This window comes from Paenibacillus faecalis, assembly GCF_900289175.1.
Lineage (GTDB): Bacteria > Bacillota > Bacilli > Paenibacillales > Paenibacillaceae > Paenibacillus_AQ > Paenibacillus_AQ faecalis.
Genome location: NZ_LT985747.1, coordinates 3,647,642 through 3,663,347 on the forward strand (window position 1 = coordinate 3,647,642; position 15,706 = coordinate 3,663,347).

The window sequence follows — 15,706 nt, forward strand, 5'->3', positions numbered from 1 at the left end:
ATCATTGAAAAAAACGGAATTTCATTTGAAGTAATTAGTGTGTATGGGATGTTAATCAATTGGATGAAAAAATAAGCAATTACTGCGTATGCGAAGAATTTACTTTTCAATAAGAATCCTCCATTTCCTTTATTAAACAATTAATTTCACAAGCTGCATTCAAAGCTAATTACGAAATGAGATAGGATACAGAATATAGGAAAGGATATGTCTCATCAAAAAACTCCCGATTGGAGGTAAATGAGTAATTTATTTTCATAACGTACTAAGCCGTAGTTCATAAAAGTACTGCACAATTGGATGCTTTAACTTCATCTTCTCGGTCATGTTTAAAATTCGCTTTTTTCCAACTCGTCTGTCCACCAAAGCTAGAATATTCAATAAGATATCATTACTATCTATACTTTCCTCTATAGAAATGGATAAAAATTTATTAGCTACAACGATAAAATTTGATTTACTTAATGATGACTGTGCTGACAAAAGCACCTTTGCATGTTCTGATATTTTTCTATTTCTTGCAATGACTTTTAAACGATCCTCCGGAACGGCCCCCTTGGTATTTTTTCTGACCGCTTCAATTTCCTCATTGCTGATCGGTATTTGGATATCTGAATCATTCTTAATTTCCAGCTCTGTCTGATACCATCTGATTGAAGTAGTTATATCACTCATATTGAGTATGTTCTTTTTATCTACCGCAATATAACATATTCCTGCTTTATCCGGTAAATAACGGTATCCAGTTGCACGGTATTCGACCCTTCCATATAACGCAGGACAGAGAAAACTCTCCAATTGTTGCTTCAATTTGCTCCAGGACATATAAATTCTCCTCATAAGTAATCTTTCCTTTATTTAGCTCGAATGCTCCAGCAAAATTATAACACGAAAATTCACTTCGATGTGGTAGTTAAAACGGATATCAACTGTCCGGAAAAATGTCGGTAGTAGCCACATGGAGTTAAGCATATCATATTCGCCTTTTTGTTATAGACTTATCATTTTCAACAGATTATAATAACAAATACACTCCAAAAACGAACATTAAGGGGATAATAATGGGTAAATATATGTATTTATTTCAAGGAACTGCTTTTTCAAGCAAATCGTCCAAAGAAATTGAGATATTAAAAGACTATCTTTTCTGTATTAATACGGACGGCATGATTGAGCGAGCCGTGGCACCGGAAGACGCCGAATATCAATCCTTGCTGGATACGTATCAAGGCAGCGACAACTTTCATCGTTTAAAGGAAGGACAGTATTTCTTGCCTGGTTTTATCGACTTGCACGTTCATGCCCCGCAGTGGGCCCAATCTGGAACCGCATTAGACATTCCGCTCTATGATTGGTTGAACACCTATACCTTCCCGCTGGAATCAAAGTTCTCCGATCTTCATTTTGCACAAAAGGTCTACGATGATGTGGTAAGCACCTTACTGGCCAACGGAACAACGACGGCACTTTATTTTGCAACGGTGCACAAAGAAGCCAGCTTGTTGTTAGCCCAAATATGTGCGAGTAAAGGCCAGCGTGGACTTGTCGGAAAAGTCGTCATGGATGACCCCGAGCAAAATCCAGAATACTATCGCGATGTTGACACCAAAGCGGCACTAGCCGATACGGAAGAGTTTATTATTGCGGTACAAGAATTAGCTAAATCCACGAAACAAGGTGTGTATCCTGTCGTGACGCCAAGATTCATTCCGAGCTGCACGGATGAAGGGCTGAAGGGCTTGGGAGAGCTGGCGGCTAAATACGATACGTATGTTCAATCCCATTGCAGCGAAAGCGATTGGGCTCACGGTTATGTGCAAGATCGGTTCCATAAGAACGATGCTTTTGCTTTGTATGATTTTGGCCTATTGCGTGATAAATCGGTTATGGCACATTGTAACTTCCTGGATGATCCTGATGTCGATTTATTTGCTCAAACCGGAACGGCTATCGCACATTGTCCCGTATCAAATGCGTATTTTGCCAATAGCGTCATTCCAGTCGCTCATATCCATGCCAAAGGCGTTGATATTGGCTTAGGATCTGATATTTCCGGAGGCTTTTCACCGAGTCTGTTCGATAATATTAAACAGGCTGTTATCTCTTCCAGAATGCTCGAGGATGGCGTTAACCCCTCTCTTCCTGCCGAAGAGCGTGGTGCACCAGGATCACGAATTACGATACATGAAGCATTCTATCTTGCTACTGCTGGCGGTGGGGAAAGTTTGAGCCTGCCAATCGGTCGTATTCAGCAAAATTACGCGTGGGATGTACAGGTTATCGATACGAAATGTCCATCTGCCAAACTGCCGATCTTTGATGATAACGAAGATTTACATGATATTTTCCAGAAAATATTGTATCTTGTCAGACCTGAGCATATCCGTGAAGTTTGGGTACAAGGGGAAAAAGTTCATTCGCGTTAAGATATAGAAACTAATTAAAATTTGAGGTGTGCAACTTAGTGAATACACAAGCAGACAAGCAAGATAACGCGCAAACACAATCACAACATTTAACGGTTCTACCCGAAGACAAACTATCTTTTGGAAAATCGGCAATTCTTGGCTTACAGCATGTATTAGCGATGGACGTCTATGTCGTTCCCTTCCTCATTGCTATGTTAATTGGCTTACAGCCCAGTCAATCCAGCGCATTAATTCAATCCACGTTTATTGCTGCGGGGCTTGCAACGATTGTCCAAACTTATTTCTGTATGAAGCTGCCGATGGCGCAAGGTCCTTCATATGTTCCGCTCGGAGCGATCGTCACGATTTATGCCGCTAGTGGCGGCGGGGAACTAGGTTGGAGTTCTGTGTTAGGTGCCAGTTTAGTTGGTGCGATCCTCGTAATTATTTTGGGCTATACTGGAGTATTCAATAAAATCGTGAAATCCTTTATCCCTCCCATTGTAGGGGGAACGATCATCTTCATTGTAGGTCTTTCTTTGTTGCCTGTTGCAATCAGAGACAATGTTTATGGCGCCACTGACGCTACAATTAACCAAAACGTGTTATTAGCTCTTATTTCGGCTGCCGTGCTCATTGTTTTCGTGATCCTGGGCTCTTTGTTCCAAAAAAAAGGATCGATTTTCCGAATTACTTCTGTAATGGTCGCGTTGATTATCGGATGTATTTCTGCACAATTTATGGGCGTCTTGGATTTCTCAGCTATTCAAAGTGCTTCATGGTTTAGCATGCCGATGATTCCTTTTAAAGATTTTGGCTTTTCTTTTGACCTTTCTGCAATTATCACCATGATCATTATTTATCTCGTACTGCTGGCTGAAACAACGGGTACGTGGTTTGCCATCAGCAACGTGATCGATAAACCGTTAACGGATAAAAATATTAACCAAGGTGTTGTTGGGGAAGGAATCAGCTGTCTAATCGCTGCTGGACTCGGTTCAACCCCGGTTACAGGCTATTCCACAAACGCAGGTATTATTTCCATCACGGGCGTGGCCAGTCGCCGAGTCTTTCTTGCGGTAGGAGGATGGTTCGTCCTCTTCGGCTGTTCAGGAAAATTAGCAGCTTTAATCTCTTCGATTCCAACAGCTGTCATCGGCGGCGTGTTCGCTATCGTCTGCGGCATTATCGCGATTAACGGTATCCAGGTCATGAAAAACGAAACGATTGGCGAAAAAGAAATGTACATTATCGCCATACCGATGATTTTAACGCTGGCTCTAGTGCTTATTCCTAAAGACTTCCTCAGTACGCTGCCTACGTTCGTGCAATATTTATTCGGTTCACCTATTCTAGCTGCTTCGCTTGCAGCGATTTTATTGAATAAGCTGGTGCCGAGTAGGAAGTAAGATGTAAGACCAGATCAAAATATAGACAAAAAGAGATACCCCAAGGTTACAGCGAATGTAGCTTTGAGGGCATCTCTATTTTTATGGGATCTATTTCAATAACTGTAATATCTCTTGTGGTTGCTGATTGGCATGTGCCAACATCGCTTGAGACACTTGTACGAAAATGTATGTTTTAGTATATTCCATCATTTCTTTAGCCATATCTACATCTCTAATGCGTGATTCCGCTGCTGTTAACTGAACATAATAATTCGATACGTTATTTTGTATATGTTCTAAGGCGTTTTGATGGGCGCCATACATAGAACGCGCTGAAGAAACTTTTTCGATTGCTTTGTCTATTTTAATGATCGCGGACTCTGCACTTTGCCTAATTGAAAGGTCTATCCCATCAATGCCAAGTGCTGTAGTTCTAGCATCTGTTAACTCGATAGAATATTGATTTCCGGAGTTTGCACCCACTTGAAACAAAAGTTTTTTATAATTAGGAGATGTATCGTTATTTGGTCTATATGCTAAATTGATATTCATTATACCGCCGGTAGTTGATACTGTGTAGCTTCCATCATGATTATGAATAATGCTGTTTATTAAGTTCATAGCAGAATTATCACTCAATGAAAATCTTGCGAGTTCGTTGCCTTCCGGGTCAAATAACCAAAGATAGGATTTTCCGTCTAATTCCCCCCCGGCTAAATAATTACCATTGTTTCCTGTTGAAATACCATATATTCTACTTAAGATAGAAGTTGTAGCTGAGATGTTTTTTTCCCACACCATATTACCACTGCTATCCACTTTATAAATCAGTCCACTTGTCTTTGTTGAATCATTGTAAGAACCAACAATGATAGCTCCTCCATCACTTGTTGCGATTGCATCATAACCTTCATCATCACCAAGTGAACCGACCCGTTTTTCCCATAACAAATTTAAATTACTATCATATTTAACGACCCAATTTGAATTATCCGAATAAGTTCCGTTTACTTTGAGGCTTGAAGTGCCAATAGCTAAGAATCCGCCATCTGCTGTTTCAATTATTTTTTTAAATTCATCATGTCCATAACCAAGCGGAGTGGATTGCGAAGATCCAGTAACTGAACTGGACAGCTGTGTACCGCTGCTATTAAACTTAGCTATTAGTCCATCCCAGTTTTGAATTCCCGAGCCCACACCTACTATAACAAAAGAACCGTTACTAGTTTCTATTACTTCATTACCCTGAATTGAATATACACCCGTTACACCTGTTCTCCACTGCTCATTTCGATTTCTGTCCCATTTAATGATGTTTATTTTATCCACTGAATTTGGATCTGCATAGAAATCATTGCCTAATGTAATATACCCGCCATCACTTGTTTCCTTGACGCTAAATACTTCCATATTTGAAATAGATTGTGACCATACTAATTTCCCCGTATTGTCTATTTTAAATGTGGTACTTCCCGGGTAAGTACTTACTCCGATGTAACCACCATCGGAAGTTCTGGACAATTCACCACTAGATATGTTATTTGTCCAATTAACACTGATACTCCCTTGTATTGGCGTAAAATTACGATTACCTTCCGTACCATTTAATAAATCGATTCCATTAAAATGAGTGTTATTTGCTATTTCATTAATTCCCTGTTTAATCTGTGAAACTTCTTTTTGAGTTTGTCTTCTATCTTCATTCGTTAGTGTATCATTAGACGCCTGTATAGCAAGTTCTCTTATCCTTTGAAGATGGTCTTGGATAGCTCCTAAACCACTCTCTGCAGTTTGAATTAATGAAATTCCATCTTGAATATTTCTTTCCGCTTGTCCCAATCCTCGAATCTGGGCTCGCATTTTTTCGGAAATTGCCAGTCCTGCCGCATCATCCGCAACTTTATTTATACTTAAACCTGATGAAAGTTTTTCTAATACATCACCTGTTACTTTATTATTTCGATAAAGTTTATTATACGAATTTATTGCTGAGATGTTGTGAGCTATTCGCATTTGATCACCTTTCTATTGTAGCTGTACCTGGATACTATTTTGTTATCGACACATCTTTATCTACTCTTTAGGTAATATTACCTATTTTTTTATTTCCAGTTAAGGCGTTAAATCACAGGAAACTAGAAAGAGCCAGGCAATTATCAGGAGAACAGTGGTGTCTTTCTACTACCTACAAAGTCAGAATGCCATAAAATAATCCGCATATTTGAAGATTCACTACTTATGTAATCTATTTAACCTCATCCAAGGTTTCCTTTGAAACTCTGCAAAACTTTTAAGTTAATAGTTTAATATTTTCAACTTATAATGTTATTAAAATTTTACATTTTATCCTCTACCCTTGAATAAGGGAGTGATCGTATGGGTGAGTTAAAGAAAATTATTGGTGATAAAATACGTTACATACGTAATTCCAGACAAATGACCCTACAGCAGCTTAGCGAAGCAACAGGGTTTGCAAACTTCTTATCTTGGAGATGTTGAAAGAGGCAAGAGAAATACATCTCTTGATTCTTTGGAGAAGATTATGAACGCTCTTGACATTAAGGCTGGGGATTTATTTGATTTCCGTGAGATTGATGTTAATTCAAGCCATTTTGAAATAACTTCCGTTCTTGAGGTGCATTATCAGTTTTTAAAGGAAAAGAAAACCAAGGATGTAAAAATTATTCATCGTATAACTAAAGATATTTTTAATTCAATCGAAGGGACACATCTTAAAGAGGGATAAGACTCTAATGTAATAAACAGGAGAAAAGACAACCTTCTAAAAAAAGAAAAACAACCAGACCGTACTGGATATTCCAGCGCGGTCTATTATTACGCAATCATAAAATCGTATACCTTGCGGGCCCCCTAAACACTTCCCTTATATGCCAATTTATGAAATTCTCTTTCGGTGTATATACCGGATGTATAGGGGAACGTACCTTTTTACCGTGAAAACGCATAAGCCACTCTTCAAAACCATGCGTGCCGTGAGCCTCTTCAGCTACAAGCAGTTCCCGCTCACCTGTTATAGTAAATACACCACGATCGAATAACTTATGGTGCAAAGAACAAAGTGCAATCCCATTTTCCTCTGTATCGGGTCCGCCAGCTTGATGCCATTGAATGTGGGCGGCGTCAATGGCCACTAAATTATGTCCCAGCCTGACATTAAACCCACAAACGGCGCAACTGTATTCATATGCTTTTAAAATCTTATTTCTAAAATTGGGATCACGCTTCCGCTTTCTTCTTACAGAAAAATCAAGTCCTACTTCATCAAGAATATCCTGATGAATGGTCTCGGGAAAATGCTCATTCAACAGCAATTCAGCTAACTCTTGAATGAGAAGTTCGTTGTTTTGAAGAAGCTTAAGTACCTCCTCATTAAACCCTCCTGCTATTTGCTCTGTTAAGAGCTTCTTATCAGAAAAATTCCTTTTATCAATAGAACCGCTTAATTCCCAAATTCCATCGGTGGTTAGTCGAACAAAAGGCTCTTCGGGATGATACGATTTTCTGATAGGACCAAACTCTATAAGCAGCTTTTTCAATTTTTCCCGAACTAATTCATACGGTAAGATTGTATTGTTTTGTTGCAGCTGGGCAAGCCCTAGCAGGATTAGTAACGGCTTATGTGGAGCCCGTTGCCCATTCTTTTTCCATATCGTTAGATTAGATATCTTTTCTTTTAATTCGGATTCTTCCACGATCTCTACCTCTCACATTTTTTAATCACACACTACCGACTCTATCTATATTAATAAATGATATCTTGTAAAAGAACAAAAAGAAAGCGGCCGCCTATCCCCTAAGATTAACTACCTTAAGTTGGGCTGCTAACTGACCAAATATGAGGATTCGAAAAAGAGCATCTGCACGAGGTAAGCCTTCAGTCGATATAGACCTTTTGCATGAAACAGAATCCTTTAACTGACAGAAAGTTGCTTCCGTTTACATAATATACAGTATCTGTTATATTAAATTACAATAATTACATGTAACTATTTAAGTAAAGTAGGAGGGGTAATGATGTTGCTAAAAGAATTAGATACACCCATTAGTATTATTAATGTAATTGATCTTGGCATCGATTTAGAAAAAATGAAAGATAAGCTGAGAGCGGGATATAAGGAGTATGAGCCGGATGTTTACTTGACTCAAAGAAATAAAATAGAAATTTTGCAGTCACATTTATCGCAAGAGGAGATTGATCGTGTAGGATATGACGTTTGGATGAAAATTTACAAAGGTGAAATACCAGACAAGGATTTCCCTATTATATTTCCGCATATAGCCAGTGATGTTTTAAAAACAATCTCATCTTTACAACCGACAAGAATGCGTCTAATTTCTGAATGTGAATTGACTTGGAAAGAAAACAGTTGGGAAATTCAACGAATTCCTTGTGCTCCATTTCAACAAACGGAAGCATTGATCGCTACGAATGATTTGGATTATCGCTTGATACCAAGAAAATTCAAAGAGCTACCTGAATACTTATTTGATGAAGATCTCAAAAAAATTCTAATCCAAGTTGGTAATAAAGTTAAAGAATTTAATAATTCCGCGAAAAAACTTAGTATTTCAATTCATCACACCTTAATACTTTGCATTCCAGATCAAATAAGCTCAAATTCTCCTGAAGGAATTCATCAAGATGGGGTGGATTACATTGTATCTGCGTTAGTAATAGAAAGAAACAATGTTTATGGTGGAAAAAGCATTATTTACGGTGCTGATGCGAAAACACCTCTGCTCAATATTACTTTACAATCGGGTCAAGGCATTTTTCAACCAGATAAAGGAACAGAGTTATGGCATGAGGTAACCTCCATTTCACTGATTAATACAGATGAGCCTGGATATCGGTCAACCATTGGATTTGATATCTTAGTATTGGATTAGAGCTATGAATGAAAATTCATTGACCTGCCTAAGATTACTATCAGATTCTTATTCCTTGTGTAAAGTTTCTGAAGAATTCGATATTAGTAGCGTTTCCGATCAAATCTTTTGCACGATTAAAGAGTCTGGTGTTACAACGTTAATTTATAAACAAAACCAAAATACGGTTAATCATTTTTTGGAGATTTCACATGGTTGGAATGCATTACGGATCGAAGCCAAACTTGATTTTTCACAATCCGGCATATTATATTCCATTATTTCTCCCTTATCGAAGGCTAAAATTAGTATTTTAGTCGTTTCTACTTTTGATACTGATTATATTTTTTTCAAAGAGAAGGACTCTGAGAAAGCACTGAGTACACTTAGATTTGCGGGATATCAAATTATTTGACAAAAAAGCAGGTATGTAGATTATGAATGAAATACTAAGAGGAGCATTAATTGCGGGCAGCCTTATTGTGGCTATCGGCGCTCAAAATGCCTTTGTACTTAAACAGGGATTGATGAAAAACAATATTTTTTGGGTGTCATTAACTTGCTTTTTATGTGATCTACTTCTAATGGTCATCGGTGTAATAGGAGTTGGTACCATTATCAGCAGCAGCACTTTTGCAACTGTTTCTCTTGCAATAGCTGGCGGTCTTTTTTTAGCCTTTTATGGATTGAATTCTCTACGGAGTGCTTGGTTTCTTTCCAGTGGAATGAATATTAACAATGATGGAAAAACAATTCCTAAAATTCACACTACTATTTTATCCACACTGGCTATTACTTTGCTTAATCCACATGTATATTTAGATACTGTTGTTGTTATAGGTGGTGTTGCTGGAACATTAACATGGAATGAAAAAATACAGTTTTTAATCGGGGCTCTTATCGCTTCATTTCTGTGGTTCTTTGGGCTTGGATATGGTTCAAGGTGGCTTATTCCTCTTTTCAAAAAACCGATATCATGGAGAATACTGGATTTTGGCATTGGGTGTTTTATGCTCTTGCTCTCCTATCAACTCATCAAATTCGGGTTGCAAAGTATCTAGTTAGTGCTTTGGCAATCAGAGTCAGCTATCCGGTAGAAGTGAAGAATAAAGCCATTGAAAATGCTAGAGGCGGAAAATCGGTTTTTGAAGCAACAACTAGATCTGCTAAAAAAGTACAAGAAAATGCCTAGGAAGTGCCGCCAAAAATGTAGTGAAGTGGGTCGAGTCTATTCGAGGAGAAGTCAGTTCACAAATATGTTTATTCATCTATTTGCCGCATTTTTTCCGTCATGGGCTGGGCTTCGACTATACCGCCAGCTACACCATCGGCGTATACAGCGCCATCGTTGTTTCTGCTGGCTGAGCTTATTGTGCGTACCGTTTTCCGGGAGCCGCCGCCAATATCGATGTAGGTTGAATTTTTCGATGGCACTGAAGGGCAGAAGCTTTCCGCTTTCGCTTGCCATTTTTCGATTGCCAATCCGTTCCGGGCAGCGCCCCGAAGGCTGCAAAATCACAGCCCCCAGCGGCCATGCCCAGGATTACGGACCGTGCGACACAGGGAGACGCATACGCACGAGGCCGCCACAGGCATTTCTACTTCACCGGACAACCGGGTCTTTTTCCTTCGGACAACAGGCCGTTAATGCGCTCGATCAGAAACGGCAGCTCGGTCATCGTATGAATGACAAAATCGGCACCGTTCTGCAAAAATGTCTGCTCGACCTTTCCGATCACCCTGGCTTTGTCCGGCTCCGGCAAAGCCTCATATTCATCCAGGGTCAGGCCCATTTCTGAACTCCCAACCGCCACGCCGACCGACCATACCCCTGCATGAACACCCTCCTTGATATCCGACACCGTATCGCCCACCTTTACTACCTTCCATGAAGCCGACAGCTTCAGCAGCTCCATGTTTCGATAAATCATATAAGGATAAGGCCTTCCATAGGATTGCGTGTCATCCGGCGTCACATAAGTGTCCGGGCTGTAGCCCTTGTGCTGAGCGTTCATGACCACAACCTCCATCATGCTGTCCGTATAACCTGTGGTGGAGCCAATCTTCAACCCCTGAGCCTTCAATGAAGCCACAGTCTCAATCACTCCCGGAATCGGGTCCGTGTACGCCGACAGGGAAGCCATTAGCGCCGGCTCAAACGCCGCATACAACCGCTGGACATCCTCCTCCTGAAAGGTTCTTCCATAGGTTTGCTCCCATAGGTCGGATACCCTCGGCATCGACAGCATCGCACGGATATGGTCGATCTTCAGCATCCCCATCGGGGCTCTCGCTTCGTCCATCGTCACCTCAATGCCCGCGTCCCTGAAAATATCGACAAACACATTCACAGGTGCAAAACATCCGAAATCCACTGTCGTCCCTGCCCAATCCAGGATTACGCCTTCGATTCTGTTCATTGCGCCATCACTCCCATGTATTCTTCAATGATTTGGCATAGCTGTTCGATATCCTGCTCATAAATCTCGCCGATGTTTCCAATCCGAAACGTATCGACGTCCGTCAGCTTGCCCGGATAAATGACATACCCTCTGTCCTTAATGTAAGCATAGAAATGTTGGAAGCTGAACCCTTGATCCGGGAACAAAAAGGTTGTGATGATCGGGGATTGCAGCTCCTCCGGAATATATGCGTGAATGCCGATCCGTGCCAGCCGCTCTCTCAGAAGCCGGTTGTTGTTCCGGTAACGCCTGTGCCTGGCAGGCACACCGCCTTCCTCATATAGCTCGTCCAGCGCTTTGGAGAAGGCCGCCACCACATGGGTCGGCGATGTGTACCGCCATTTTCCGTCCTGGTCCATGCCCTTCCATTGATCGACCAAATCAAGCGACAAGCTCCGCGAAACGCCTTCGCAGGAGGCAAGCTTATCCGCCCGCGCAATGACAAACCCGAATCCCGGCACGCCCTGAATGCACTTATTTGCACTGCTGATCAGATAATCGATGCCCAGGGCCTGCACATTTATCTCCATTCCGCCAAAGCTGCTCATGGCATCAATAATAAGCGTTTTGCCGTATTCTCGGGACAGCCTGGAGACCATCTCCAGCGGATTCAGCATCCCTGTCGTCGTCTCGCAATGAACCATCGCGATATGCGTAATGTAGATATCCTCCTGGAATTTGGCCCGCAGCTCCTCTTCCTCCGGCTGCTCGTCATATTCCAGTTTATACTCAACATATCGCAGCCCGATGTACTGGGCCATTTTGACGATCCGCTCGCCATAGGCGCCATTGTTCACAATAAGCACCTTGTCCTGGCTTGCCACCGTCGAGGTGAGGACAGATTCCACGGTAAAAGTGCCGCTGCCCTGCATCAAGACTGCCGTATACCGGTCTGCCTCTGCCCCGGCCAGTTCCAGCAGCTGCGATCTGATTTTCTGGGTAATCGCCTTATAATCGTCATCCCATGTACAGCGGTCCATGAGCATTTCCGCTTTCACGGTGCTCGTTGTCGTTAAAGGTCCTGGCGTCAAAAGCTTGTAATTGTTCATCCCATTTCACTCCTAAGCTGCCTTATGGTTTGGAACCGTTGAAGAACTGTTGATGCTCCTCCAGCAACTCAACGGTCAAAGCTTTATTGAATGTCATTGAATAGGCCGGCTTGTTCACTTCATCCACGGTTTCTCCTTCATACAAGGCCACTGGATAGTTCACTATCAAATCCTTGCGCGCATCCTGGATGATGGTCTCCGCCATCTTCATTGCCAGCTCCGCCTGATCCCCCTCCTTATTCACTACGGCTATCGACTCGGTCAGCGAGAAGTTGCCTTCAACCGGATCAACGTAATCGATCGGAGCCCCCACAGCCTTGGCCGCTACCGCCTGATGCCGCAGACCGAAACCTGCCGCCACTTCCCCGGCCTGCACCTTTTTGATCGGTCCGGAACCGGAGCTCTCCAGATGAGGGCCAACGTTAGCAATCAGGTCATGAAGCACCTGGCGTCCGGCATCCTTCCCGTACTGGTTGACAATCGCCTGCACCAGCAGCCAGCCGGTCGAAGAATCCATAATATTCGGAATCGATACGAGACCCCTAAATTCTGGCTTGGTCAGGTCTACAATAGAGGCTGGTGTCGGCAGCCCTTTATCCTTCAGCACCTGGGTGTTCACAAAGATCGAGCCAGTGTTGGCAAGAATCGGTTTATAAAAAGCCGGGTATTCATCCAGCGCCGAGGTTTCGAAGGTCAGATCCTTGAACATGCCATGCTGTCTTTGCGCGCTTTCGATAAAATAAGAGCTCATCGTGACGAGATCCGCTTCAATGTCCTTCCCTTCGGCCATCAGTTTGCCGCCAAGCTCGGAGGTTCCCAGAGACTGCACGAGATACTGGCCGTCATACCCGGCCTGGTTCAGCGAGGTTTCCATCGCCGCCACCGCCTCCTCATCCCCGTTCGTGTAGATGACAACCTTCTTCGCTGCGCCCGAACCGCCGCAGGCGGCCAGCGCCAAAACCATACTGACAGCAATCAGCGTCAGCAGCATGCCTTTAGTTGTCTTTCCCATGAATAGCTCACTCCCATTAATCGAATTGTCGTAATTCCGTTATTCACCTCAGCCCTTGATAGCCGCTCTGCGCTGCAGCCAGTCGCACACCAGCTTGATGAGCAGATTCGTCATAAAGATCAGCATCGACAGCACAAAGATTTCATTGAATTTGGCAAAATGCTGCAGCTCTTTGATTTTGCTCGCAACCAGCGACGTCTGGGCTGAGACGAGAAAAATAATGCCGCTGACCGTCACCATCGCATTGATGAAATAGTAGCTGAACATTTCAACAACCGTTGAAATGGAGTTAGGCAGAACAACCCTGAACACGGTCTTGAACCAGCTGTCTCCCAGCAGCTCGCCTGTCGTTTCCCAAGAAGGGTTCATTTTGGACAAAGCGTTTTTGGCCATCAAATACGGCGTCGTAAAAAAATGGACGATATTGCACAGAACGATGATGGCAAAGGTCCCTTTCAAGGTGCTGCCGTTAAACAGCAGCAGATAAGAGATTCCGAGTACCATTCCCGGCACCGTATTGGTGATCATGGATACGCCATCCACGACAGATCTGGCTTTCAGCGGCGTGCGCACATTCAGCAATGCGGATGCATATGCGATCAGCGTGCCCGCGAGTGCGGTCAACAGCGCCACCCATAAAGAGTTGCGGTATACCCCCGTCAAATCGCTGGACTGCACCACATTCATCACATGCTTCAGCGTGAAGGTCATATCATAGGGATAGCTGTTTAACCATGGGGCAATGAACATCACGGCAAACACGGACAGCACCCCCAGCACAATGACTGATGAAATCACGCCAAAGCTGATATCGCGCACCCGGTGCTGCGGAAGCCCGGTATCCGATAAGCGGTCATAATGGAAATTCAGCCTCTCCAGCGCCTTCAGCAGCCAGATGCCAAACACGGCCGGAACGAGCATCAGCACAGCGATCACGGCGCCTTCATTAAAATCCGGTATGGAGCCCAGCATCACTTGATACAGCTGCGTTGCCACCACGGGGTAAGTGCCGCCGACAGAGGCGGGAATGCCGAAATCCGTAAAGCTTAAGATAAAAGAAAGCACAAACGCTCCGCCAAGCGCGCCCGCCAAAGGGCGCAGAATCGTATTCATGAAGCTTCTCAGCAGACCGTCGCCCATCAGCTTGGATACGATCATGAATTTTTTGTCCGTATACTTGAAGGCATTATCGATCAGCAGAAATACCGGCGGCAGCGTGTAAATGACATAACCGATCAGCAAGCCGTTAAAGCCATAGATTTCGAACAGCTCACGGCCGACGAGCCTCGTAATCAGCCCCTGATTTCCGAACGAGTACATAATGGCAAAACCGTACGTAATCGTCGGGAGCAGCATCGGAACGATGATCGCCGTTTTCAACACCCCTTTGACAGGGCGGATGATGTTCGTGCAATGGATCGAATAGGCTAAAATAAATCCCAAAATCGTGGTGATGACAGCCGTAACCGCAGAGACCTTCACACTGTTGCCGATGGAGGCCAGTAGCTCCGAATCAGTCAGGACGGATGCATAGTTGCTCAGCGTGGCTCCTTGATCCGATTCAAAGGAGCGAACCAGCAGAATCAGCAGCGGTGCGAACAAAAACAGGACAAACAGCAGCAGGATGACGGTAAAGATCACCCGCATTTCCGGCTTGGCGTTATGCATACCGCTCACCGAACAGGTTGTAGATGTTGTCCCGTTTAATATGAAGCTGCTTAATGATAAACTGCTTCACGAATTCATTCTCCGGCTGATGAACGATATCCCGGGGGGTGCCAAACTGCGCGATTTTCCCCTGATTGATAATGAGGATTTTATCGGATAACGTCAGCGCCTCCTCCGGGTCATGGGTCACAATGATGGTAGTGAGCTTGAATTCCCTGGCTATGGATTGTATGCGCTGTTTGATCGATTCCTTGATGACCCCGTCCAGGGCGCTAAGCGGCTCGTCCAGCAGCAGGATGCTCGGTTTTGTGACCAATGTTCGTGCAAGCGCCACTCTCTGCTTCTGTCCGCCGGACAGCTCGCCGATGCGCTTGCCCAGGTGGGGCTGCAGCTCCAGAAAGTCAATGTACTCCCGGACTTCCTTCTCACTGGCAGCCCCCTTCTTATTGCGCAAACCGTAGACGATATTGTCGTAAGCATTCAGGTTCGGGAACAGGGCGTAGTCCTGGAATACGATATTGAATCCCCGCTTCTTCATCGGCACGGTGCTCAAATCCCGATCCTGGAACAGGAGCTTTCCTTTGTCCATGTCCGTTAAACCCAGAATGATGTTCAGCAGCGTGGTTTTCCCGCTTCCGCTCGGACCCAGCAGGGATACAATCTCCCCTGTGCCGATCTCCACGCTAATGTCATCCAGAACCGCTTTATTGTCATAATGTTTGCTAATATGCTGGAGCTTCAGCAAACGGCTCACCTCCCTTAAACACATCCCCAGTATAGAAACCATATGTAAATAAAAATCGTGGGGACTGTTAAATTCTCGTAA

At 43.5% G+C, this 15,706-nt stretch carries 14 protein-coding genes and 1 pseudogene; 6 read left to right on the forward strand and 9 right to left on the reverse strand.

Going from position 1 to position 15,706, the window contains the following annotated elements; genetic code table 11:
- Nucleotides 1-255: 255 nt before the first annotated feature.
- Complete coding sequence (locus C8268_RS17180; RefSeq protein ID WP_106768800.1) at nt 256-825, reverse strand: SF0329 family protein; 570 nt, start codon at nt 823-825, stop codon at nt 256-258.
- Nucleotides 826-1,061: 236 nt separating this feature from the next.
- Between C8268_RS17180 and guaD the strand changes: the two genes are divergently transcribed.
- Nucleotides 1,062-2,426, forward strand: a complete 1,365-nt coding sequence (guaD, locus tag C8268_RS17185; RefSeq protein WP_106768801.1) for a guanine deaminase — start codon at nt 1,062-1,064, stop codon at nt 2,424-2,426.
- Between the two features lie 38 nt (nt 2,427-2,464).
- A complete protein-coding gene (locus C8268_RS17190; protein WP_106768802.1) occupies nt 2,465-3,817 on the forward strand; it encodes a uracil-xanthine permease family protein in 1,353 nt (450 codons plus the stop codon).
- Between the two features lie 90 nt (nt 3,818-3,907).
- Here C8268_RS17190 and C8268_RS23190 read toward each other — a convergent pair whose 3' ends face one another.
- A complete protein-coding gene (locus C8268_RS23190; RefSeq protein WP_106768803.1) occupies nt 3,908-5,812 on the reverse strand; it encodes a flagellin in 1,905 nt (634 codons plus the stop codon).
- 445 nt (nt 5,813-6,257) lie between these two features.
- Here C8268_RS23190 and C8268_RS17200 point away from each other — a divergent pair.
- Nucleotides 6,258-6,545, forward strand: a pseudogene (locus C8268_RS17200) (helix-turn-helix domain-containing protein); the annotation flags it as partial.
- Between the two features lie 97 nt (nt 6,546-6,642).
- Here the strand turns inward: C8268_RS17200 and C8268_RS17205 are convergent.
- The gene (locus C8268_RS17205) at nt 6,643-7,512 is read right to left on the reverse strand and encodes a phosphorothioated DNA-binding restriction endonuclease (RefSeq protein ID WP_106768805.1); all 870 of its coding nucleotides are present in this window, start codon (nt 7,510-7,512) and stop codon (nt 6,643-6,645) included.
- A gap of 319 nt (nt 7,513-7,831) precedes the next feature.
- On the opposite strand from C8268_RS17205, the gene C8268_RS17210 reads away from it, so the two are divergent.
- From C8268_RS17210 to C8268_RS17220, 3 genes are read left to right on the forward strand one after another with little or no spacing between them, the layout of a single operon-like run.
- Nucleotides 7,832-8,710: a 2OG-Fe dioxygenase family protein gene (locus C8268_RS17210; RefSeq protein WP_106768806.1), complete on the forward strand. Its 879-nt coding sequence runs from the start codon at nt 7,832-7,834 to the stop codon at nt 8,708-8,710.
- 4 nt (nt 8,711-8,714) lie between these two features.
- Nucleotides 8,715-9,104: an ACT domain-containing protein gene (locus C8268_RS17215; RefSeq protein WP_106768807.1), complete on the forward strand. Its 390-nt coding sequence runs from the start codon at nt 8,715-8,717 to the stop codon at nt 9,102-9,104.
- A gap of 22 nt (nt 9,105-9,126) precedes the next feature.
- Nucleotides 9,127-9,750, forward strand: a complete 624-nt coding sequence (locus C8268_RS17220; RefSeq protein WP_106768808.1) for a LysE/ArgO family amino acid transporter — start codon at nt 9,127-9,129, stop codon at nt 9,748-9,750.
- Between the two features lie 199 nt (nt 9,751-9,949).
- Here the strand turns inward: C8268_RS17220 and C8268_RS17225 are convergent, their stop codons facing one another.
- The 6 genes from C8268_RS17225 to C8268_RS17245 all read right to left on the reverse strand — a co-directional run bounded on the left by C8268_RS17225 (nt 9,950) and on the right by C8268_RS17245 (nt 15,625).
- Nucleotides 9,950-10,123: a hypothetical protein gene (locus C8268_RS17225; RefSeq protein WP_158702760.1), complete on the reverse strand. Its 174-nt coding sequence runs from the start codon at nt 10,121-10,123 to the stop codon at nt 9,950-9,952.
- 164 nt (nt 10,124-10,287) lie between these two features.
- The gene (gene phnX / locus C8268_RS17230; RefSeq protein ID WP_106768810.1) at nt 10,288-11,109 is read right to left on the reverse strand and encodes a phosphonoacetaldehyde hydrolase; all 822 of its coding nucleotides are present in this window, start codon (nt 11,107-11,109) and stop codon (nt 10,288-10,290) included.
- Complete coding sequence (gene phnW, locus C8268_RS17235; protein WP_106768811.1) at nt 11,106-12,200, reverse strand: 2-aminoethylphosphonate--pyruvate transaminase; 1,095 nt, start codon at nt 12,198-12,200, stop codon at nt 11,106-11,108. The genes phnX and phnW overlap by 4 nt, the downstream gene beginning before the upstream one ends.
- A gap of 22 nt (nt 12,201-12,222) precedes the next feature.
- Nucleotides 12,223-13,212, reverse strand: a complete 990-nt coding sequence (locus C8268_RS23195) for an extracellular solute-binding protein (RefSeq protein WP_234032866.1) — start codon at nt 13,210-13,212, stop codon at nt 12,223-12,225.
- Nucleotides 13,213-13,260: 48 nt separating this feature from the next.
- Nucleotides 13,261-14,880, reverse strand: a complete 1,620-nt coding sequence (locus C8268_RS23200; RefSeq protein WP_234032867.1) for an ABC transporter permease subunit — start codon at nt 14,878-14,880, stop codon at nt 13,261-13,263.
- Nucleotides 14,873-15,625 carry an ABC transporter ATP-binding protein gene (locus C8268_RS17245; protein WP_106768812.1) on the reverse strand — a complete coding sequence of 251 codons (753 nt, stop codon included), beginning with the start codon at nt 15,623-15,625 and terminating at the stop codon, nt 14,873-14,875. The genes C8268_RS23200 and C8268_RS17245 overlap by 8 nt, the downstream gene beginning before the upstream one ends.
- Between the last annotated feature and the right edge of the window lie 81 nt (nt 15,626-15,706).

Excerpts from the sequence above, each read along its gene's own strand:
- C8268_RS17180 (WP_106768800.1), bottom strand. The coding sequence starts at position 825 with ATGTCCTGGAGCAAATTGAAGCAACAATTGGAGAGTTTTCTCTGTCCT.
- guaD (WP_106768801.1), top strand. The coding sequence starts at position 1,062 with ATGGGTAAATATATGTATTTATTTCAAGGAACTGCTTTTTCAAGCAAA.
- C8268_RS23190 (WP_106768803.1), bottom strand. The coding sequence starts at position 5,812 with ATGCGAATAGCTCACAACATCTCAGCAATAAATTCGTATAATAAACTT.
- C8268_RS17210 (WP_106768806.1), top strand. The coding sequence starts at position 7,832 with ATGATGTTGCTAAAAGAATTAGATACACCCATTAGTATTATTAATGTA.
- C8268_RS17215 (WP_106768807.1), top strand. The coding sequence starts at position 8,715 with ATGAATGAAAATTCATTGACCTGCCTAAGATTACTATCAGATTCTTAT.
- C8268_RS17220 (WP_106768808.1), top strand. The coding sequence starts at position 9,127 with ATGAATGAAATACTAAGAGGAGCATTAATTGCGGGCAGCCTTATTGTG.
- phnX (WP_106768810.1), bottom strand. The coding sequence starts at position 11,109 with ATGAACAGAATCGAAGGCGTAATCCTGGATTGGGCAGGGACGACAGTG.
- phnW (WP_106768811.1), bottom strand. The coding sequence starts at position 12,200 with ATGAACAATTACAAGCTTTTGACGCCAGGACCTTTAACGACAACGAGC.
- C8268_RS23195 (WP_234032866.1), bottom strand. The coding sequence starts at position 13,212 with ATGGGAAAGACAACTAAAGGCATGCTGCTGACGCTGATTGCTGTCAGT.
- C8268_RS23200 (WP_234032867.1), bottom strand. The coding sequence starts at position 14,880 with ATGCATAACGCCAAGCCGGAAATGCGGGTGATCTTTACCGTCATCCTG.